The sequence below is a fragment of the Bradyrhizobium sp. URHD0069 genome (assembly GCF_000701345.1).
GTDB lineage: Bacteria > Pseudomonadota > Alphaproteobacteria > Rhizobiales > Xanthobacteraceae > Bradyrhizobium.
This window is the reverse complement of sequence record NZ_JNIJ01000009.1, coordinates 1-21,558: the sequence shown is the minus strand read 5'-3', so window position 1 is coordinate 21,558 and position 21,558 is coordinate 1. Positions and strand designations below refer to the sequence as shown.

The window sequence follows — 21,558 nt, the reverse complement described above, 5'->3', positions numbered from 1 at the left end:
CAAGACCTGGATGTCGCGTTGCTCGGCCGTACCATCCCCGTCTTCAACGACGCATGAAGCCTTCGCACTCGCCTTCCGCCCACGCAAGCGTCTTCTCCATCGCCTCGCCTTGGAAGTACCGGAGGCACATCTTAGTCATAGTCGCATGCGCGCTGATCTGCTGCGCAACTTTTGGCGGGGCTGGAGAGCCTGCGAGTGATAGCTTCTGGTGGTTGTAAGGGTTGGGATAATGAAAAAGGGTGCCCTTCGGCGGGCCCGCTTCTGCCCAGACCTCCAACATCGTGAGGCTCTCGTAGGGTGGCAAGTCATAGCCGCCGCTGGCCACGACCAGTTTCTCGATTGAGGAGGGCCGCGAGAGATGTACGAGCAGGCTCTTCGCGGCATCCTTGTTTTTCGAAAAAGCCCAAATGCTCCAGAAGAATGGCGCATATGCGGTAAAGCGGCCTTTGGGCCCGGCAGGGAACCCGTGCGTCCAGCAGTGTTCGGCGACAAGCGGTGCGTCCCGCTTTGCAACCGCCCAAGCGCTCGGCGGGTTGAAGATTAGCGCTCCCTTGCCGGCAATCAACCATTTGTTGTTAGAAGCGTCGTCCCATGCGGGGACATCCGGCGGTAGGAAGGCGATTAGCCTTTTATAGAAATCGAGCGCCTGCCGAACGGCGTCGGTCCTAACCGTTACGTTGCCCTTAGCGTCAACAAGTTCTGCGCCGAAAGACTGGAAAATAGCGCCCGCAGTAGACACGCTATCGGGTGTTTCACCCAGACCGATGCCGAACGGGAAGCCGCCCCTGTAGCAATCTTCTGCGGCTTTCAAGAAAGCTTCCATCGTCCAATTTTCGGCTCTGGGCGGCTCTCCTGCCGGATACATCGCTTGAACGTCGATATTGGCATACTTCTTCATCAGGTCCATACGTGAGCAAGGCCCCCTTATCTGACTTCCGAAACAAGACGGAACGCCCAGCCATTTGCCATCGGCTTGTCCCAGATATTTGACTGTATCGTTCACGGTGCCGTTCTCCGCGAGGACGGGGACCATGATGTCGTTTACGGGCTCAAGCAGCTGGGCGTAGGTATGAGGCCACCATGTCGGCGTGGTATAAATATCATGACCAGCTTTGGCTTGCGCCTCGGCGGCGATGGTCAAGAGGAGCTTGTTGCCTTGGCTTGTTATAAAATCGATTTGCGCCTCGACCTTCTCGCGTGACGCCCATTCATTGACGAGATCGGCAAGTGCCTTATTCGAGCCGGGCACCCAATGGTCCCAGAACCCCATCGATAGTCTGCCGCCCGCGTAGGCGCCGCGCACATAGGGCGCGGTGATGAGCGTTGCGGAGGTCGCGGCGGTGGCAGCTACGAATTGTCGTCGAGACAGTTTTCGTGACATTTGCTCCCTCCATGCTGACCAATTGTCGTGTCCTCCATCGGCACTGCGCGAAAAAGCGAGCGCACAAGCTTATAGAGATTTGCTTCACGTGAGATCAGAGCGGAATTGACTGCTCGAAGCACTGCAAGCGCTAAAAGTCCGCGTATCCAACGCTCGAAGTTGTATTAGAGCAAGCGGAGTTATCCGACAGCCACCCTGCCCCAATGTTGATGCTGCGGATGGCTGTCCACTGTGTCTTTCAAGTGCATGGTGTTGATGCGGTCGGCCAAATGGCCGTACGTCAATTGAGGCACCGTATGTCCCTTGGGCGTTGCGGGTGCGGTCAGCGAGAGGCCAAACGTGGTAGCGAGACGACGCAGGGACCAAGCGCGCGCCAGCGGCCCTCCTATTGGAGCTGGGGTCCTTTGAGGCGCGTGAATTCATGGGGGCCGCGCGACGGCGGCGTGTAAACGTATTTCACTCCGCGCATTCCGGGTTTAATTTTATGCCGGTTGGTACACAAAGGGCCATGCATCACGAACGCGCAATGTCAGGCCACTCTGAAACGCACAACGCCACCACGCGGAATATGATCGCGTGGTGACGTTGCTATTCCAGGGCTGGGCCCTGAAATCCCCAGCAGCCTAATGTAGCAAGTGATTTGCAATGCTGGCTGAACGGTGCATTTAGAGCCCGTTCATGAACAGCCCGGTAGGTCGTTCACGCCGAGACCGGCCCGCGTCACTTGCCCTGCTGCTTGACGGCCCAGAGCCTGTAGGCTTCCTCGATGTACGGGTCTGGTGCGGTTGGCTCTGGTATCAACTTCGCGCCCTCTTTACGGAAATGATCGAGACCGCGCCCCAGCTTTTTCCCGGCGAGTGTGTGCTGATCGTTGGCCCAATCCGGTATCTCCGGCGCGAAGCCTTGAGCATCGACCGCAGCCCGATGGCCGCAGCGAAGTGATCGCCTTTCCAACACGAGCTGGCATACCCGACTTCAAAATATCGAGTTTCAAGCCGCCGCCGCTGCCTTTGTCTGCACCAACGTGGCAGCACCAATGGGTCATTTATGTTTTATACAAGTCCACGTCGGAGGTTCCGTTCGGTGGTGGTGCATGCAAAAGTGGTTTCATCGCTTAGGAGGCGAGCATGAGTGCAAATACTGCCCCCGATCTAGTGGAACAGACACAAGGCAAAAAAGTGCGTCGTACTGCCCGCGTGCTCTTATGGACAACGCTCCGGGCTACGGTTCTACTTGGGTTGTTGATGGTCAACCTGCTGGCTCCGAGATTAATTTCAGTCCAGGCTAAGATTGAAGCAGCAATTGAAGCAGCAATAGTAAAGTCAGAAGAGGCAATACGGCCGACCCTACCAAAGAAAATCGACGAACTCACCACTTTGGTTGCAATCCGTCACGCTGGAAGCAAGGTGCAATTCGACATGGTCGTCGATTTAAGCAAGGCCGCATCGAGGCCCACCACTTCCTTTGCATCGCAAATGCGCACTCTAGTTCTTCCGAAGGTTTGCAACAGCGAGATGCTGCAATCTCTCAGAATTGGAGTTTCCTACGAATACGTATATCGCGATCAAAAATCTAACGACTTGGGCGGCTTCATTATTTCAAACTCTGATTGCCAAAGTTTATCTAAGTAAGTGTCAGGAAGTCTAAGCGAATACCCGGCCCGCACCTGGTCTACGGGTTCCTGACGACGGCACCGAATGCGGTCGTGGAGCCGATCCACCCGAAGGCGATGCCGGTGATCCTGACCACCGACGAGGAGCGCGACGTCTGGATGCGCGCGCCGTGGGACGAGGCGAACGCGCTGCAGCGGCCGTTGCCAGATGATGCGCTGCGGATTGTCGCGCGCGGAGCAGACAAGGATCGGACCTGTTTTCGCTTGAGCACGGGACCTGCGGGTTCGGAAAGCAATGCGGCGTATCGAGGATGCCGCCTTCCGAGGTCAGCGAGCGATTCGGCCGCGCCTTCCACAATCATGCGATATTCCATCAGGAACGGCAGGAAGTCGCCACCGTCGACCGGTGTCTATCGTCGAGTGCCGCTGCCCTCATCACCGGCGAGTTGCTCATAACGTGCTGCCATTTAAACAGCTCGTAGTGCTGAAAGTGGTGAAGCATTTTTGATACGCCGTCCATCACGAACCGGCACCATTCGAGACCGTCAAAACTGTCTGCACCGGCGGCTGTCAGTAAGGCCATTGCCGTTGGATTGCCCGCGCCCAACACGTGGACAGGCTGATGGAAAGAGAGCTCCCGCAGCGCCAGCCGGATAGACCGCATGGTGGCAGCGCGTTCAAAGACGCTTCCCCCAAGCTCGCGCTCTGGAATTCCAATAAGGGCAGGCTCGAGTTCTCGAGCAACATCGACGATCAATTTCGGGGCCATACTAAGATCGTAAAAGCCCGTTGAATTCTTTGGCAGATGAACGATCGGTTGAATTGGTCGCTTAGTTCGTTTGGCCGCCACAGACAGTCCTTTGTCTCATCCGACTGCGCTACTTCTGCGTGATTCTTTGACTGTCGATCAAGAGTTGGTTGCGCCCAGGACAGCGTTTCCCCAGCAAGCCGCCCTACTGGGGGCTTTCTGAGGCTTGTTTGGTTGCGGCGATAGGATTCGAACCTATGACCTTCAGGTCATGAGCCTGACGAGCATCCGCTCCGGTCAGATCTGGGGCCAGTCGCCCTGCGCCTTCCGCCTGATTTTCACAACCAGATCAACGTGATGCTACCTGTCCAGATCTAGCTAAGAAAATATTCCCCTTCCCGCCTGACCCAAATCAGATCTATGTCGCCCCTATCCCGTGCCGGTAGAGGGGCGTTGGCCATCGTCACGAACGTTGGGGCGGGATGCGGTGGACGCGGCAGCGTCGGGCGCGTGGTCGTGTTTGCAGGGCGGGCTTCGATCCGTGAGCGAACACAGCGTGCAGACGACCGGCGAGGCTGCGTACGGCAAAACCGTGTGGTCCTGGCACCCGTTGCTGGTGTCAAGCTGGCGGAGGAACGTCGACCCAACCGGGTTTAGACAATCCTTCAATCCGTCAGCGACGGTGACAAGCCGAATTCGTCGCCGGGGAGAGCACGGCATAAGCCGTAAAACCATTGCGCAGGGAATGCCGGACTGCTCCGACTGTACCTGTATGCTCGTGTGCGTTTCTTTTGCACACATTTGCACACGAGACCGCGGGTGCAGCAAGCACCCGGCATTCCCTGCGCCCTCTTACTTTTGGGGCGAATGATTTTACAGACCTCGGGCGCATCGCGCCGCGAGATTGCGGAGTTGCATCTGAAATGTCGCCTATTCTCTTAACTCAGAACAATTCGCAACAAATCGCGCTTCCGCTAATCGCTCCTGCAATTGAGTGGCGATTGCGCGGACGACTGTCAGCTTTAATGTTGGGACATGGACTGCTAAACCGCCACCCATGACTCCCATTCACAACGTCAAATCCCGCGTCGCCGTCATTTCGATTTTTGCCAGCGCCGCCATGGCCGCGGCCAAATTCGTGGTCGGTATTGCCATCGGCAGTCTCGCGCTAATCTCCGAAGCCCTGCACAGTTCGGTCGACCTGGTCGCGACCGTCATCACCTGGATGGTGGTGCGGGTTTCCGACCGCCCGGCCGACGAGGAACATCACTACGGCCACGGCAAGATCGAAAGCCTGTCGGCGCTGGGCGTGATCGCGATGCTCTACGTTCTGGCGGGCGGCATCTTGGTGCAGGCGTACAGCCATCTGCGTGAAGGCGCGCCTCCGCCGACGCTGTCCGCCATTCCATTTGTTCTTCTGCTGGTCGATATCGCAGTGAATTTCTGGCGCGCCCGCGCGTTGCATCGCACCGCTCTCGATACCAAAAGTCAGGCGCTGGAAGCCGACGCCCTGCATTTCGCGTCGGACGTGTTCGGGTCAAGCGCGGTTATCATCGGACTTGGATTGTCGGCGTTCGGCTTCGCCTGGGGGGACGCCGCCGCTGCGATCGCAGTGGCCGTCCTTATCTCCTTGCTGGGATTGCGGCTGGCGCGCTCCACCGTCGAAACCCTGCTCGACCGCGCACCGGAAGGCGCGTCTGAGCGAGCCACGGCCGCGATCCGGACCGTGCCCGGCGTGGTTGATGTCGGACGGCTGCGGATGCGGATGGTCGGGTCGACGCACTTCATCGACGCGATCGTGCAGGTGCCGCGCACCTACCCGATCGATCGTGTCGAGGAGATCAAACGCAGGGCGCAGGAGGCGGTCACAAAAGCCCTGAAAGATGCCGACCTGACGTTTACCGCGGTGCCGGTCGCGCGCGACAACGAGAGTGTGCGCGAACGCATCATGGTGATCGCCCGCAATTCCGGTCTCGCCGTCCACCACGTCACCGTGCACGATCTCGGCGGCAAGTTGACCGTCAGCATCGACCTCGAAGTCGACGGCGATATGCCGCTCGCGGCGGCGCACGCTATCGCCCATGAGCTGGAGCGCAGCATCCGCGATGAATTCGGCGAGGACGTCGAAGTCGACACCCATATCGAGCCGCTCGAACCGGAATTGCCGCTGGGCACCGATGCCCCGCCCGATCGCGTCGAAACCATCAAGGGCGCACTGTCGGGTTTCGCCGCTAATGGCGCGATCCATGACATCCATAGTGTGCGGGTACGCAATACCGACGCCGGTGAGATCGTGAACTTCCATTGCCGCGCCGCGCCCTCGATGAGCGTGATCAAGGTTCACGAGAGCGTCGATGAGATCGAGCGTGCGTTGCGCCGCGCGTTTCCGACCGTGAAACGCGTCATCAGCCACGCCGAGCCGCCAGACGCATAGCGAGATTTTTTGAACGCCGGCGCGCGTTCCCGTTTCGGACTCACTTTGGGTGTAATTTTGCAGGCATTCAACCGCCTCGATTCGGCGTGGACAATATTTATTTGCATTAACGAATCGTTGACTCTCGACAGCCCGCAAAAACTGGATTCAAATCGCTGTGATTCGGAGGCGGCTGGGGCTCTTCCGAACGGGGTGCAAAAGAGATTTCCGAGGGGGTCAAAGCATGGCGCGCGCACACGCGGCGAGCACGTGCGTCCAATCCGATTCGATCAAGGGATTGGCGCAATCGATCGCGAAACCGGCCTATCACCGGCTGTTGGTAGCGGAGCCTGCGCTTCGCCGTGCAGTGCCTACCCTGATTATTGCCTTCCTGATCACCATTTGTCTTGGCGCGTTCGTGCAGGTCGTCGATCATAACCGGCAAAAGCGCGCGTCGATGAAGCGGGATCTGGCGGCTGTCGCCGATTTTCTTGCCGAGCGTCTCGACCGCATCGCGTCTGTCCGACAGGATCGCGCGGCATCATTTGATCGCCTGCAGCTCCTGCTGCCCGGCCTCATTCCGTCGTGGGCCGTCGCCGCCGGCCGGCATGTCATCGTCACCGGCGCGGACCAGCGCGTACTCGCCCGCGTGCCGATCGAAGCTGCGCTCGGCGATACCGCCAAGCTTCTGGACGTTGTCAGTGCGGCGCTGCCGCTGAGCGCGCCGGGGCAGCAGGCTGGCGTGACCGACATTACGTTGCCGAACGGCAATAGCGCGCTGGCTGTTCAGCACGCCGTCAAATCGCTGCCCGGTCAGGTCATTATCATCCAGGAAGAGGTCGACTCGCTTTGGCGGTCGGACGCGGCCTTATCGGTGACGCTTTCGGCTACTACCGGTTTTGTCGTCCTGATCCTGGGCTTTGCATTCCATTGGCAATCGACCCGCGCACGCGAAGGCGATCTCATTAATGACGCCGTGCGCGGCCGTATCGATACCGCGCTCAATCGCGGACGTTGCGGATTGTGGGATTGGGACTTGTCGCGCGGCAGAATCTTCTGGTCGCAATCGATGTTCACGCTGCTGGGGCTAGACACCCGGAGCGACCTGCTGACTTTCGGCGAGGTCAACGCGCTGGTGAAATCCGATGACATCGACCTGTTCGCGATCGCCGAGCAGCTTATTTCCGCCAAGATCGACCACATCGACCAGACCTTCCGCATGCAGCACACCGACGGCCACTGGATCTGGCTGCGGGTCCGCTGCGAGCTCAGCCACGGCGCCGCCGATGCAGGAATGCACCTGATCGGCATTGCCGTCGATATCACCGAGCAAAAGAGCCTCGCCGAAAAGACCGTGGAGGCCGACTTGCGGCTGCGCGATGCGATCGAGACCATCCCCGAAGCGTTCGTGCTATGGGATGCGGGCGACCGCCTGGTGCTTTGCAACTCGCATTTCCAGCGACTGCACAAGCTGCCGGATTCGGCGGTAACGCCGGGCACGTCTTATGAGACCGTGATCGAAGTCGGCAGTATGCCGGAGGTTCGCACCCGGCTGCACGAAACCGGCAGCCAGGCGCCGGGCGCCCGCACCTTCGAGGCGCAGCTCGAAGACGGCAGTTGGCTGCATATCAGCGAGCGTCGCACCAAGGACGGCGGCTACGTCTCGGTCGGCACCGATATCACCCGCATCAAGGAGCACGAGCAGAAACTCGTCGACAACGACCTCCGCCTGCGCGCCAGCGTGATCGACCTGAAACGTTCGCAAACCGCGCTCGAACAGCAAGCCCTCGAACTCGCCGACCTCGCCGAAAAATATTCCAAAGAAAAAACTCGCGCCGAGGAAGCCAACCAGACCAAATCCAAATTCCTTGCCAATATGAGCCACGAGCTACGCACGCCGCTCAACGCCATCATCGGATTTTCCGAGATCATGGAAAGCGGCATGTTCGGATCGCTCGGTTCGGAGAAGTATCAGGAATACTGTCACGACATCCTCACCAGCGGCCACTATCTGCTCGAAGTCATCAACGACATCCTGGATATGTCGAAGATCGAAGCCGGCCGGATGAAGCTCGACCTGGAGCAGCTCGACCTTTCCAAAACGCTGGCGGAATCCCTGCGCGTGGTCTCCGGGCGCGCCGAAGACAAGAATCTGGTGCTCGACGCCGATATCGAGGGAACGATTCCGGTGGTGGCGGACCGCCGCGCCATCAAGCAGATCATCGTCAACCTGCTGTCGAACGCGGTCAAATTCACACCCGAAGGCGGCAAGGTGGTGGTCCGCAGCCGGGTGCGGCGCGGTTCGATCATGCTGATGATTGCCGACACCGGTATCGGGATCGCGCCGCACTCGCTGGCGCGGCTCGGCAGGCCATTCGAGCAGGTCGAGAGCCAGCTCACCAAGACCTATCATGGCTCGGGGCTTGGATTGGCCATCGCGCGATCCCTGACCACTCTGCATGGCGGATCGATGCGGCTGCGCTCGAAACTTGGCACCGGCACCGTCGTCTGCGTATCGCTGCCGCGCGATGTGCGCATCGACAGAGCGAGAATTTCCGTCGCCGCCTAGAGCTCTTTTCCGTTTCGATAATCGAGACGGGGCCCTGGCTTCTCGATTTGACGTTTTGTTGATGCGAACCGGTCTCCACTTCGCTTGAAAGCGCTCTAAGTTCGGCCTCCGACAAGGTCGCGAAATATCAGGCGCACCTCGGTTTGCGTCTCCTTGACGCGCGCCTCGAGCGACGAGAAGTCCGGTGCGTCGCCGGCCCGCGCCATCACGCGCAACAAATCCTCGCCTGTTGTTTCCGGCTTGAACCTTTCACTGACGCAGAGCCGCAGAATTTGCGTGAGGTCGTGATACAGGCGCGTCGCCGGACGCAAGATCTCTGCGGCCGATTGCGGCAGGACGCCGAGCCGCACTGCGTTATCGAGCACATGCAGCGTGCTGACGTCGAGAATGTCGGGCTTTTCGGCAGCGTGAACAAGCTGGAGATATTGAGCGATGAAATCGATATCGACCATGCCGCCGGCGGCATATTTCAGGTCCCAGCGGTCGGCTTCGCCCTTCTCCAGCGCAATGGCGCGACGCATCTCCGCCACGTCGTTGGCAACAGCGGCGGCATCGCGCCGGCGCGTCAGCACGCCGCGAATTATTCTTTCGATTCTGCTGCGAAATTCCGGCGGCGCTGAAATCACCCGGGCGCGGGTAAGCGCCAAGTGCTCCCAGGTCCAGGCTTCGCGCTCCTGATATTCGGCGAATGATTGGACGTGCGAAGCCACCGGGCCGGCCCGCCCCGAAGGACGCAGCCTCATATCGACCTCGTAGAGCACGCCGTAGTTCGTCCGCGTCGTAAATGCGCTGATCAGCCGCTGGGTGAAGCGCGCAAAATATTGCGCGCCATGCAGGGATCGCGAGCTATCGGAGTCCGGGTGTTCGGGATCGAAATCATAAAGCAGGATCAGATCGAGATCGGACGAGGCGGTCATCTCACGGCTGCCAAGCCTGCCCATTGCGAGGATCGCGGTCTCCTGATCCCTAATCCGGCCGTGCTGGGCCGCGAACCGATCGGTCACCAGGCCATGCACGGTATGGACGATGCCCTCGGCGACGTCCGCGAACGCGACGCTGGCGTGTTGGGCCGAGACCGTGCCGGACAGAATGCGCGTGCCAATGAGGAACAGGCTCTCCTGGCCGAACAATCGCAATCGATCGAGAAACTCCTCGTAGGAATTCGCATCCGCCAGCGTCGCCGCAAGCCGCAGCGACAATTCGCGCCGGTCCGGCATCGCGCCGAAGAAGCGTGGATCGATCAACCCGTCCACGATCTGCGGCTGCCGCGCCAGCATGTCGCCGAGACGCGGCGCGGCGCCGAGGATCAGCGCCACCAACGCCACGAGGTCGCGGTTCTGGTTGAGCAGCGAAATCAGTCGCCCGCCGCGCTGCAGCGCCTGCAGGAAGCGGTCGAACGCCGCCACCGCGTTATCAGGTTCTTCGGCGTGTGCGAGGCCAACGATCAGCGCCGGCACGAATTCGACAAAGGCGTTGCGCGTCGCTTCCCTCCTGAATGCGCGATAGTCGCCGATCATCCATTGTTGCACGGTCTGCGCCACCATGATCGGCTTCTTGAAGCCAAGCGTGGTCAGCTGTTCGAGCAGGCGCGGATCGTCCGGACCGGCGCTGTAATCGGCTGCCGGCAGTTTCGCAGTGCCGGTCGGATCGCCTTCGAACAGCTTGCCGTAATGCCGCTGCACGATGTTGAGATGGCCAAGCAGATCCCTGGCGAAGGCCGCTCGGCTGTCGTAGCCGAGGAAGCAAGCAAAACGCTCCACCGCCTCGGCGCTATCAGGCAGGATATGGGTCTGCTCGTCCGCTATCATTTGCAGCCGATGCTCGACGCGTCGCAAAAACAGATAGGCCGCCGTCAGCTCGTCGCGCGCCTCGAAGGTGATCCAGTTGCTCGACGCCAGCACATTCAAGGCTTCCAGCGTCGGCCGCACCCGCAATTCGGGATGCCGGCCGCCGGCGATCAATTGCTGGATCTGCGCAAAAAACTCGATTTCGCGGATGCCGCCGCGGCCGACCTTGACATTGTGGCTCTCGACCGCGATTTCGCTTTGCCCGCGAAACGTCTGCATCTGCCGTTTCATGTCGTGCACGTCGGCAAGGGCTGTGAAATCCAGATGCTTGCGCCAGACGAACGGCGCGATTTCCGCGACCAGCGCCTCGCCGGCTAAGACGTCGCCGGCGCAGGGCCGCGCCTTGATCATGGCCGCGCGTTCCCAGGTCCGTCCCTCGCGTTCGTAATAATGCAGCGCCGCTTCCGTCGAAATCGCCACTTGCGTCGAGGCCGGATCTGGCCGCAAACGCAGGTCAACGCGGAACACGTAACCGTCACCGGTGCGCTGCTGTAACAGCCGTGATAGCGCCTGCGTGACGCGCACGAAGAACGGCTGCGGTTCGATATCCGGCGCAAGCGTCGGCGCGGCAGGATCGAAAAACACGATCAGGTCGATGTCGCTGGAGTAATTCAGCTCACCGGCACCCATCTTGCCCATGGCGAGCACGACCAGACCGCTATTGTCCTCGGGCGAATCGAGGTGCGGCGGCGACAGCCGTTCTCGCGCAGCCTCCTGCCGCAACACAAAGCGCAACGCCGATTGCACCGAGGCGACCGCCAGGTCGGTCAAGGCCGCCGTCACCTGCATGACCGGCCAGACGCCACCGATGTCGCACAGCGCAATCAGCAGGGCTGCCTCCGATTTCATGCGGCGGAGCAGCCGCATCACATCGACTTCGCTCGAGGCAGCTGACACCTCGCGGCGCGTCTTTTCGATCAAGCGCGCCAGATGTGTCTCCGGTTCGCTTTTCAACAACCGGATCGCGCGCGCGGCATCGGCGCGAGCGAGATCGAAGAGATAGGGAGAGGCTTCTGCGATGCCCAACAGAATGGTTTTAGCGAGCGGAAATCGGCTGATGAGGTCGTCGATCGCAGCCGCCTGTTCCGGTGCGATATCGCTCCGCCAGCCCGCCAGTCGCTGCTCGGCCTTGTCAGGAGCGGACACATGCGGGCCGTCCACGAACCGCGCGGCCAGACAATGTTGGTCCGCGTCGTCCTTCGCGGATGAGATCATGCCACCTTCTGTGGCACATCAGGCGTTTGAGCCGCAAGCCTGTCGCTGACGCCCGAAAGCGCCGGGATTGCCAGTGTCGCGGTCAGGCCCGGGTGAGCGTCCCCAAGCCTGAGTTCACCGCCATGCAATGTCGCCACCGCCGACGCCAGACTTAATCCAAGTCCGGAGCCGGGCCGGGTGCGGCTGGCCTCAAGCCGCACAAATCGTTCCACCGCATGCTTGCGGTCGGCTTCGGGAATTCCCGGCCCGTGATCGATGACGCTCAGCAGCACCTGATCGCCTTCGCGCCGGGCTTCGATCAATATCTCACTGTTTTCAGTGCCTGCGACCGCGTCGGCACTCAGCGGCTGTGCAGCCGGGACGGGCTTGCCGTATTTGATCGCGTTCTCGACGAGATTGGCCAATGCCTGGCTGATCAATTCGCGGTTGCCGTGAAGCCGCGTCGATTCGGTCCTGACGCGCAGGGTCTTGCCGTCGTCTTCTGCAAGCGGCTCGTAGAGCTCGTGAATGTCGTTGGCGACGTCGGCGGCGTCAAAATCGTCCATATTGCCGCGTGCCTGCCCGGATTCGGCGCGCGCGATCATCAATAGGGCATTGAACGTTCGGATCAGGCCGTCGGATTCCTCGATGGTCCGCTCCAGGGCGCCGCGGTATTCGGCCTCACTGCCGGATTTCGCCAGCGCCTCCTCGGCGCGATTGCGCAGCCGTGTCAGTGGCGTCTTAAGGTCGTGGGCGATGTTGTCAGAAACTTCCTTCAGCCCCATCATCAGGGCTTCTATCCGCTCCAGCATGGCGTTCAGATTTTCCGCCAGACGGTCGAGTTCGTCGCCGCTGCGCCCGACCGGCAACCGGCCGCTCAGATCACCCGCCATGATGCGCTGGGTGGTGCCGGTCATGGCATCAATACGCCGCAACACACGCCGCGCAACAAAGACGCCGCCGCCGAGGCCAAGCACGATGACCACCAGCAGCGACCATTGCGCCGCCTTCGCGACAATGCCGAACAGCCGCTTGCGTTCCTCCAGATCGCGCCCGATCAATAGCCGGAAGCCGCCCAAGTCGGTGACGTGCACCAAGGCCCGGTGATCCCCCCTGTCCTGATCGTCAAGCCGCCGATAGACGGTTTCGGACCAGCCTGAGGTCGCCATCACGCCCGGCGCCAGCGAGCCGACATTGCCGGCGATCGCCTGCCCCGCCGGCGTGGTCACGAGGTAGAGGTTGGCGCCGGGCCGCAGCGCCCGGTTCTCGATCGTGGAAACCAGACCGCGCAGTCCGCGCCGCGCGAAAATGTTACTGATCTCGCCGGTTTCCGCATTCACCGTAGTGGTGATCTGTTCGGTGATCAGCCGGCGCGTGTTCCAGGCGAAATAGCCCAACAGGGAAGCGGCAAACAGCGCGAACAAAAACAGATAGGCCAGCGTCAACCGGAACGCCGTGGTTCGGATCAGCTTACCGAATGCCGTCACGGATCATGTACCCAAAAAACGGGTTATACCGCCATCCATACGCTTCCACCCGCCTCCAAAAGTCCAATAAAACCTGGCACTTCCTTCCACCGCGTTCCACTCCTTTCCACCCGACGCCACCCGCCGGGGGTAAAAAACCGGTAATATCGCGCCCTTCGCCATAGCAAAGTATCCGTATCGGCAGTACGCTCGATTTCAGGCCGGGAATGCTCCCGGCCCCGGCACGGGCCGAGCATCCGTGACGGCAATCGGTAAGCGCTCAGGAACCCTAAAATGCCGCTCAATTCGAACCAAGTTAAATCCCTGTCACCCGGCTCCCACGCCGACGGCGGCGGCCTGTACCTCATCGTCCGCGACAGCGGCGAGCGCATCTGGCAGTTCCGCTTTACGGGTCTCGGCGGCAAGCGGGCGGCCATGGAATTCGCCAAGGTCGGCGACCGCGACGAGGGCGACAGAATGACCCTGAGCAAGGCCCGCGAAACCGCCCGCGATTACAAGGTCGCCCTCAAGCGCCACGGCATCGACCCCCGCGTCAAAAAGAAACTCGAAACCAAGGGCGGCACCACGTTCAAGGAATATGCCGAGCAAACCTATCCCGGCTGGTGCGTCGGCAAGCACAAGGACGAGGTGAATAATTGGAAGCGCTCGATCGCCGACATGGAGAGCCTTCATTCCATGAAGCTGCACGAGATCGACAATACCCATGTCATCGCGGCTCTAAAACCCATCTGGTGGGAAAAGCCCATCACCGCCGACCGCACCCGCCAGCGTCTCGAAAAGCTCTTTGACGCGGCCAAGGTCGAGAAGCTGCGAACCGGCGACAACCCGGCGGCGTGGAAGGGTAACCTCAAGCACGTCCTGCCATCCGCCCGAAAGCTCAACGCCAAGACCAAGAAGGGCCACGCCTCGGTGCCCTACGCCAAAGCTCCGCAGCTCATGATCGCGCTGCGCTATGAGACCGGCAACTCCGCCCGCTGCGTCGAGGTCGGCATGCTCACCTGCGCCCGCAGTCAGGAAATCCGCTGGATGGAATGGACCGAACTCGACTTCGACAAAAAGGCGTGGCTCATTCCCGGCGAGAAAATGAAAATTAAGGGCGAGACCGCCGAGGGCAAGCCGCATCTGGTCCCGCTCACCGATCAGGCCATCGAGATAATTCAGTCGATGCCGCGCGTCGGCAAATACGTGTTTCCCTCCGATGGCAAACAGGTCGAAGGGCATGAGCCATTTCTCGCCAATGCCCTCACCGGCTGCATCAAGCGTTGTGGCGTCAAGAGCACCATGCACGGTCTGCGCACCACGTTCCGCAACTGGGGAGCCGACAGCCGCGAGCATAATTTCCGGCGCGAAGTGCTGGAGTTCTGCCTCTCGCACCGTGTCGGCGACGAGGCCGAGCTGTCCTACTGGACGAGCGAGATGTTGGACCGGCGGCGGGAGGTGATGCAGGCGTGGGCGGACTTCATCAAGCCCAAGGTCGATACGAAGGCCGAGACAAAGGCCGAGACAAAGGCCGGTGCAAAACCGAAAGCCAAGAAGCCGTCGCTGCGGCTGGTCGCCTGACCAAAGGCGTCAAACCAAAACACAAAGGGCCGCCCCTCAATCCGGGCGGTCTTTTTTTGTTCGCACCACGTAGGTGGCAACGTGGTCCCGTTGGTGCGGTGATCTGCCATGGCCCGGAAGCGCAAGCAGCCACCTGCGCGCCCGCTGTTGGAAATCTGGCGCGAGCAAAATCGCGACCGCGACCGCGAACCGTCATCGCTGCTTCTGGCCCGCGAGACGCGCCCTTATTTCGACACAGAAATCCGCGTTTCGACACAGCGCCCTTATTTCGGCACAGCAATCCGCGTGTTGACACAGAAATCCGCGTGTTGACACAGACAGGAGCGGCATTCAGCGCGATCCTTCTGCGCATTGATATGGACGCGAGGGATCGAGAATGGCCCGCCCGGAAGTGACTGGTCGCAAGATGGCCGTGGCCAGTGTTGAAGCAACACCGGCCCGTGCACGCGGGCCGCCAGCCGCGATCGACGACGCCGACGCATACTCCATTGAAGAGTTCTGCCGCAGGCACCGCATCTCCGTGCAGATGTATTACAAGTACCAAGACGAAATGCCCGCGTCGTTTACCATCGGCTCGCGCCGTTTGATCTCGCGCGAAGCCGCCGCCGCTTGGCGGCGCGCGCGTGAAGCCGCCACCGCCGCCGAAACCGAGGCGCAATAAGAAAGCCGGGCGCTGCAAGCAACAACGCACCGGCCAAATTGTAGGGCACTCGAACAGCCCTGCTGTTAGACCCTCGCGCCGTCCGCTTCAAGTGTCCCGGCCCTCACCCATGGGAGGGCCAACGTGGACTTTCAAATTCCGAAAGGCCGCTTAGCAAGCCAACCGCCGGACCAGAACTTGAAGTTCGAGCGGGCCGACTGGACCAGCTTCCGCACCGTCGAGGGGCTGCAGCAGAAGGCCGGTGTCGCGGCGGGCAAGCTGCGCCGTCTGGTCATGAAGGAGCTGACCGACAACGGCTTCGACGCCGGAGGCAGCGTCAACGTCGGTCGTCTGCCGGATGGCGGCGGATACTTTGTCGAGGACGATGGCGACGGCATCGACGGGACGCCGGAGGATATCGCCCGCCTGTTTAGCATCGCCCGGCCCATGGTTTCGACCAAGCTACTGAGGCTGCCGACGCGCGGCGCGCTTGGCAACGGTCTGCGCGTGGTTGCCGGGGCGGTGCTGGCCGGGGAAGGATTCCTTGCCGTGATTACCCGCAATCGCCGGATCGAGCTGCGCCCCGAGCGCGACGGCACCACGACCGTCGTCACCGTGACGCCGGTTGACTTCCCGGTCGGCACCCGCATCGAGATCGGTTTTGGCCCGGCGATCCCGGAGGACGCGAACGCGCTCTTCTGGGCGGTCGTTGCGACAGAGATGGCGCGCGGGCAGTCCTACGCCGGCAAGTCATCGCCCTACTGGTACGACGCCCCGCAGTTTCACGAGCTGCTGTCTGCGAGCGGCAACGTGCCCGTGCGCGAACTGGTCGCGAGCCTCGATGGCTGCACTGGCGGGCGGGCTGGCGAGATCGTTGCCGAGGCCGGGCTGGTCCGCATAGCTTGCAACGCGCTCAGCCGCGAACAGGCCGACACGCTGCTGAAGGTCGCGCGGAAGTATGCACGCGAGGTCACGCCGAAACGGCTCGGCGCGGTCGGCCCTGATCTATTTCCCGACCGGGCCTATGCCGCGTCGAGCGGGGAAGTGTCGTTCGGCATTAGCCCGAATGCCGCTATCCCGTTCGTCGTCGAGGTTTGGGCCGCCGACAGTGCGGACATGCGGCTCATCGCCTGCGTCAACCGCACGCCGGTTACCGGCGACGTCTATGCGGTGCACAACAGGCAGAAGATCAACCTGTTCGGATGCGGGCTTCGTCACACCATGGCCGAAGCGCCGAAGGACAAGAACTTCACCATCCTGCTGAATATCACGACGCCCTACATGCCGATAACGTCGGACGGTAAGGAGCCGAACCTCGAACCGTTTTTCGACGGGATCAGCAACGCGGTGGCGAAGGCGGTTCGTAAGGCACGACGCCCCGACGCCAAGACCGAGGAGGTCGTGCTCGACAATCTCCTGCCGAAGCGTCGGCGGGGGCGGCAATCGGAAGCCGCTACCATCGAGTACGAGGAGCAGGTCGCGCGCTTTTGCAGCCTGATCCTGCAAATCAAGTCGAGATTGGATTTGGCCGTCGGCTCCCGGAGCTGGTGCTACCTTCTCGAAGACTATGGACTGCGCAAGGGCGAATTCGACGCGGCGGAGCGGCTGATCACCGAGTGCCGGAAGTCCGGCGCGTTGCCGCTCGACATTTGCGCTGAGGATGATGCCCGCAAGGTCGTCGGTCTGGAGCGGCTCGACGATCCCGACATCGAGCGTGAGGCCGCGAGGCTGATCGACTACATCAACAACGCGCACAAGACCCACATGCCGATCAGCTTCTGGGATGATCTCGACGTCTATGTCGAGGTGGCCGTCGAGAAGCTCGACCTCCGAAATCTGTTCGAACCTGTGTGCGCGGAATTCCACGTTCCGGTTCAGAATTTCAAAGGCTGGAGCGATCTCAACCTCCGTGCGGCCATGATGCGGCGGTTCGCCGAGCATGAGGCGGCGGGTCGTCTCTGCGTTCTGCTGTTGTGCGGCGATCATGATCCGGGCGGCCTGCACATCACCGATAAGGTGCGGAAAAATCTGTCGGACCTGAGCGGCGCGGTCGGCTGGACGCCGGAAAACCTGATCATTAGTCGGTTTGGACTGAACGCCGATTTCATCGATGCGCACGGCCTCACGTGGATTGATAATCTGGAAACGTCGAGTGGCGGACAGCTCGATGATCCCGAACATAGCGATCACGACAAGCGATATGTGAAGGACTACATCCAGCAATTTGGTGTCCGCAAGTGCGAGGCCAACACGCTGGTGAAGGTGCCCGAGATTGGCCGCGAACTCTGCCGCGATGCGATCCTTGAATTCGTCCTGGCGGAGGCCCCGGCGCGCTACCAGCTCAAGCTCGACCGCGAGCAGGCGAAGCTGCGGGAGGCGATCCGCCGGCAGATGGGTGCTGCACGATGAGCGCGCCCGTGCGCTATCCACGCAAGGACCGGAGCCGCATCATGATCCGCATCGATAGTGGCGCGATGGGGTGGACATTTGCAGATCGCTGATGTTGAAATAGATGAAGGCGGCGACGTTCTCGCGTCCCGCCTTCTGGAGCAAGCAGATCATAACGCCAACGGAGCTTGGCACATGACACTTGCTCGCTACAACACTATCCCAGCCCCACCGAAAAACCAACGTCGCTTGCGCCGCGCCGTCGTGCCTTCGCATGGCTGTGCGCTAGGAGGGATTACCGGCACGCACAAATGAAAAAGCGCAGCCTCGCGGCTGCGCCTTCTCCAAAACACATCCCTGATCACAGCCGGGCGGGCGGTCGATCAGGACCATCATTCCTCCAGCTTGCCACAGCGTTGGAAGGACGCGCGCAAAGTATGGCGACACCATCATATATGCAAGCCCGCCCAGGCGATGCCGACATCGCCCGCGCCCAAGCCCCGCAAGCGGGAGCCGCGCGGGACAATCCGCACGAGAAGCGGTCCTTCGGAAGCTTCAAATTCGATTGGATGAGGGCGCTGGCCGCTGACCCTCATCTCGACACCCGCGCCAAGATGATCGGCAATTGCATTATCAGCCACGTCAACCAGCACTCGCGCGATGCGATCCTTTCTGATCGCGCGATCAGCGACGAGACCGCAATTCCGCTGCGATGGATTACCAGAGGCCGCAATGACCTTCGTGACGGTGGCTGGATACATTGGAAACGTACCGGCGGCGCAAACGTGTATCGCGTTCTTGCCGATCATATCCCAGCGATGAAAGAGCGCTTGGCGACCCTCAAAGCGGAACGGGGTGCCGCTGCAAAGGCGCGGAAAATGGAGCCGCGCGTTCGGCCACGGGTGGCGGATCGGAACCCGCGGGGCGATCCGCCACGGGTGGCGGAACGGAAAGCCGACCAGCCGGACGCGATCAGCCACGGGTGGCGGTTCCGTTCAGCCACGGGTGGCTGACAAACACCTTAGAGTAACACCTACTCAAACACCTAAAGAGAGAGGCGCACTCTCTCAGCGGTCTGACGCTAAGTCGATCGCGCCAAGCAGCGAGACCTTGGCCAACGACTGGCAGCCGTCATCAGCGGACAGGGCCTTTGCGAGGTCGCGCGGGTGGACTGAAGCGCGGATCGATCATGTCGCGCTGAAATTTCGCGTCTATTACCAAACCCGTCCGATGGGAAGTTCCGGCGTCTCAGCGACATGGCAACTGTGGGTCGCTCGCGAGAGAGACGATCCGCAAGACGAGAAGCCTCGGGTGATCATATGACCGCGCCGGTCCGCATCGATCTCGAACTGGCAGGGCGAGACGCAGGCACACCACCGCCCCGCTCGATGCAGAGAGTAGGGCCGATAGTGCCAGCACTGAAGGCGGGAAAGCAGCCAGTGCTGGACCAGACTACCACGATCAGACATGATCGCATCAGCAACGCGATCGGGAGGTGGTGACATGAGCACCCGTCACGAACGTCGCCGCTACCGGCACGAGGCGTCCGGTGCGCTGTTGACCTATCTGGTCGATATCGAGGATCCGCTCGATGCCCATGCGCTGTTGCAACGCGCTGCACGCTACTGGTGTGATGGTCTCTCGACACCACCACACCGAGAATGCGTCACCTGCGGCGTTCGGATGCCAGGCAAGAAACATGTCGGGGCATTGCTGCTCACCACTCCGGCAATCATCAAGCCAACCACCGCCAGTGTCGTCGGGGTCTGTCGCGAGTGCTGGCTTGTTCGTGATCTGTCACTGGAGGCGATAGAACGCAAGGCAACGGAAGTACTGCAGGCGGTGGTCCCCAATGGGAGGTTCGAGCCACATCAGGACACACGACGATGAAGCCGGACACTGTGGCCAGATGACGAGGATCAGCGAGCGATGCTGGCACGAAGTGGTTTATAACTATCTCGGCTTACTGCGGCCAATCGTTGTAGAGCATGATCCCGATCATGATCATCGAGCCGACTGCGACCACCACCGAGCAGATCACCGGCAACTCTTCGAGCACGGCGACAACGCCCGCCCGCCCGCTAAGAGTTCTCTTCGTATGCGCGAAACGCCAGCCTGCCACACCCATTCGGAAACTCCGTTTGGCCCCCAGCAGCGGCGGTCTAACTCTATCAACGCAAAGCGCTCGCCTGACTATAGCCAATTCGGGTGTACCCTTGGATCAAGGTGAAGAAACCCTTCAGCCCTATTGTCAGGGCGAGCGCTGTTTCTGCGGCAAGGCCCGTCGCGCACAAGGTCGAGGAAACGATCTTCTCCGACAACCCGCTGCCGATCCGCCACCCGCTCACGAGCTACATCTGGTGCAGCGCATCGGGTTAACGCATGCTGTGCCGGTCGACGGTCGCGGTCGTCGCACGCCGCAGACGCAATTGCTGATCGATGAGCGCGACAAGCTGCTGATCGAGGCGGCGAAGTTCTTTCCCGGTGCATCTGATCGCGAGATAGCGCGACGACTGCGCATCGCGTTGGTGAGGTACCGCAATGGCCGCTGGCGCAGAGACGGCAGCGAGGCAACATGCCCGGTGCAGCATTGTGGCAAGCTGATGCAGACGTTGTGGTGCCTGTTGAAAACGAGGGACGCGATACCGGGCGAGCGAACGATCAGAGCGGTGCTGTCGCGGACCTCTATTCGTTGCCCACCATCCGATGGATGATCGAGCATCATCGAGATTGAGAGGCACACCATGACGTTCGAACCTGGACCCGCAAACCCACAACCGTTTTCCGCTCCTATGCCCCTCGTGCCGTCGTTCGACGTGATCGAGGTTCTGCCACCCGGTGCTGCCGACCGGCTGCGGGCATTGCGCCAACGTTTCCACGACCTGAATAAGCTCATTCCCAAGTTCGAGGAAATCCGCGAGGCGAGCGACGCGCGCATACAGGCCGAACAAAGGCTAGCGAGGCTGCAAGCCCATCAGCAAGAGGGCGGCTTCAATCTGCCGGAGACCGATGGCCGCGTCATCGAGCAGCGACGACTGCTCGACAAGCTGACTGACCACCTCAAGCGGCTCAGTGAACTCAAGGAGACGCGGTCGGCGACATGGCGCGCGGCATCGCACGTGTTGACGGCGGTCGAGAACTGGCTGAAGAACGGCGTTCCGCCCGGTGTGGTGCTGCAGGACATCGAAGGCAAGCCGCCGCAGTTGCTCAAGAATGAGAGCCTGCCTGATGGCATCCTTCGCCTGCAGAGACGTGGTCGGGAGCTGAAGGCAGACTTCAACCGCATCAGGTCCGCGCCGTACCCAAGCGCACACGTTCGCGCCAAGATCAGACAGGAAGTTGAGGCTCTAGCGACGCGGGGGACGCCCGTGGTGAGTGATGTGCTTGAACACGACCGATCAGTGGTCTGGCCCATGCAGCGGCTGCAAGGGTCGATCGTCAATGCCCAAGTGCCATCATTTGCGGTCACCGAAGTGCCTGATGTGCTCGCATTGTTTGCGTTCGTTCACAAGGATGCACTGCTCGCCAGCTTGGATACCTTGGTGTCAGAGGAAGCCGATGACGCCGCCGCATTGTCAGCCACCGAGCGCGAGACCCGTGCCGCCGTCGTGATGGGCGATCTGTTGGCGGTCGAGTACGATGAAGCGCGTCTGGTGTGGCAAGCACAGGCCGACAAGCTGCCGAGTGAGCATCGCAGCGACTGCGCACCGCAGGCGATC

At 61.1% G+C, this 21,558-nt stretch carries 17 protein-coding genes and 1 pseudogene; 13 read left to right on the top strand and 5 right to left on the bottom strand.

Annotation, left to right across the window (positions count from 1 at the left end):
- Positions 1-43: 43 nt before the first annotated feature.
- The gene (locus N554_RS0103070; RefSeq protein ID WP_029582127.1) at positions 44-1,381 is read right to left on the bottom strand and encodes an ABC transporter substrate-binding protein; all 1,338 of its coding nucleotides are present in this window, start codon (positions 1,379-1,381) and stop codon (positions 44-46) included.
- A 678-nt stretch (positions 1,382-2,059) separates the two neighbouring features.
- On the opposite strand from N554_RS0103070, the gene N554_RS39540 reads away from it, so the two are divergent.
- From N554_RS39540 to N554_RS41690, 3 genes and pseudogenes are all read left to right on the top strand, one after another.
- Positions 2,060-2,323, top strand: coding sequence for a hypothetical protein (locus tag N554_RS39540; RefSeq protein WP_156041753.1), 264 nt, complete (start codon positions 2,060-2,062; stop codon positions 2,321-2,323).
- Between the two features lie 185 nt (positions 2,324-2,508).
- Entirely contained in the window at positions 2,509-3,012 is a 504-nt protein-coding gene (locus tag N554_RS0103060) for a type II secretion system pilot lipoprotein GspS-beta (protein ID WP_036052308.1), read from the top strand.
- Between the two features lie 8 nt (positions 3,013-3,020).
- Positions 3,021-3,242 (top strand): annotated as a pseudogene (locus tag N554_RS41690) (SOS response-associated peptidase); the annotation flags it as partial.
- A 124-nt stretch (positions 3,243-3,366) separates the two neighbouring features.
- Here N554_RS41690 and N554_RS39535 read toward each other — a convergent pair.
- The gene (locus N554_RS39535; protein ID WP_029582124.1) at positions 3,367-3,762 is read right to left on the bottom strand and encodes a hypothetical protein; all 396 of its coding nucleotides are present in this window, start codon (positions 3,760-3,762) and stop codon (positions 3,367-3,369) included.
- Between the two features lie 1,036 nt (positions 3,763-4,798).
- On the opposite strand from N554_RS39535, the gene N554_RS0103045 reads away from it, so the two are divergent.
- Both N554_RS0103045 and N554_RS0103040 read left to right on the top strand, forming a co-directional pair.
- Positions 4,799-6,175: a cation-efflux pump gene (locus tag N554_RS0103045; RefSeq protein ID WP_029582123.1), complete on the top strand. Its 1,377-nt coding sequence runs from the start codon at positions 4,799-4,801 to the stop codon at positions 6,173-6,175.
- 223 nt (positions 6,176-6,398) lie between these two features.
- Positions 6,399-8,723 carry a PAS domain-containing sensor histidine kinase gene (locus N554_RS0103040; RefSeq protein WP_029582122.1) on the top strand — a complete coding sequence of 775 codons (2,325 nt, stop codon included), beginning with the start codon at positions 6,399-6,401 and terminating at the stop codon, positions 8,721-8,723.
- A 95-nt stretch (positions 8,724-8,818) separates the two neighbouring features.
- Here N554_RS0103040 and N554_RS0103035 read toward each other — a convergent pair whose 3' ends face one another.
- Both N554_RS0103035 and N554_RS0103030 read right to left on the bottom strand, forming a co-directional pair.
- The gene (locus N554_RS0103035) at positions 8,819-11,785 is read right to left on the bottom strand and encodes a bifunctional [glutamine synthetase] adenylyltransferase/[glutamine synthetase]-adenylyl-L-tyrosine phosphorylase (RefSeq protein ID WP_029582121.1); all 2,967 of its coding nucleotides are present in this window, start codon (positions 11,783-11,785) and stop codon (positions 8,819-8,821) included.
- Positions 11,782-13,251, bottom strand: a complete 1,470-nt coding sequence (locus N554_RS0103030) for an ATP-binding protein (RefSeq protein ID WP_029582120.1) — start codon at positions 13,249-13,251, stop codon at positions 11,782-11,784. Before N554_RS0103030 ends, N554_RS0103035 begins: the two co-directional genes overlap by 4 nt.
- A gap of 273 nt (positions 13,252-13,524) precedes the next feature.
- Between N554_RS0103030 and N554_RS0103025 the strand changes: the two genes are divergently transcribed.
- The 6 genes from N554_RS0103025 to N554_RS0102990 all read left to right on the top strand — a co-directional run bounded on the left by N554_RS0103025 (position 13,525) and on the right by N554_RS0102990 (position 19,729).
- Positions 13,525-14,811 (top strand): tyrosine-type recombinase/integrase, encoded by a 1,287-nt coding sequence (locus N554_RS0103025; protein ID WP_029582119.1) that lies wholly within the window; start codon positions 13,525-13,527, stop codon positions 14,809-14,811.
- Positions 14,812-14,919: 108 nt separating this feature from the next.
- Positions 14,920-15,123, top strand: a complete 204-nt coding sequence (locus tag N554_RS0103020; protein WP_029582118.1) for a hypothetical protein — start codon at positions 14,920-14,922, stop codon at positions 15,121-15,123.
- A 64-nt stretch (positions 15,124-15,187) separates the two neighbouring features.
- Positions 15,188-15,472: a hypothetical protein gene (locus N554_RS0103015; RefSeq protein WP_245283504.1), complete on the top strand. Its 285-nt coding sequence runs from the start codon at positions 15,188-15,190 to the stop codon at positions 15,470-15,472.
- 123 nt (positions 15,473-15,595) lie between these two features.
- Positions 15,596-17,860, top strand: coding sequence for a hypothetical protein (locus N554_RS40775; protein WP_051677279.1), 2,265 nt, complete (start codon positions 15,596-15,598; stop codon positions 17,858-17,860).
- Between the two features lie 416 nt (positions 17,861-18,276).
- Positions 18,277-18,852: a hypothetical protein gene (locus tag N554_RS0102995; protein ID WP_036052307.1), complete on the top strand. Its 576-nt coding sequence runs from the start codon at positions 18,277-18,279 to the stop codon at positions 18,850-18,852.
- Positions 18,853-19,342: 490 nt separating this feature from the next.
- Complete coding sequence (locus tag N554_RS0102990) at positions 19,343-19,729, top strand: hypothetical protein (protein ID WP_029582115.1); 387 nt, start codon at positions 19,343-19,345, stop codon at positions 19,727-19,729.
- Between the two features lie 73 nt (positions 19,730-19,802).
- On the opposite strand, the gene N554_RS40770 is transcribed toward N554_RS0102990, so the two are convergent.
- The gene (locus tag N554_RS40770; protein WP_197033398.1) at positions 19,803-19,967 is read right to left on the bottom strand and encodes a hypothetical protein; all 165 of its coding nucleotides are present in this window, start codon (positions 19,965-19,967) and stop codon (positions 19,803-19,805) included.
- Between the two features lie 232 nt (positions 19,968-20,199).
- Here N554_RS40770 and N554_RS41450 point away from each other — a divergent pair, with 232 nt between their 5' ends.
- Entirely contained in the window at positions 20,200-20,553 is a 354-nt protein-coding gene (locus N554_RS41450; protein ID WP_156041752.1) for a hypothetical protein, read from the top strand.
- Between the two features lie 30 nt (positions 20,554-20,583).
- On the top strand, positions 20,584-21,558 hold a 975-nt coding region (locus N554_RS35315), incomplete at its 3' end, for a hypothetical protein (protein WP_156041751.1).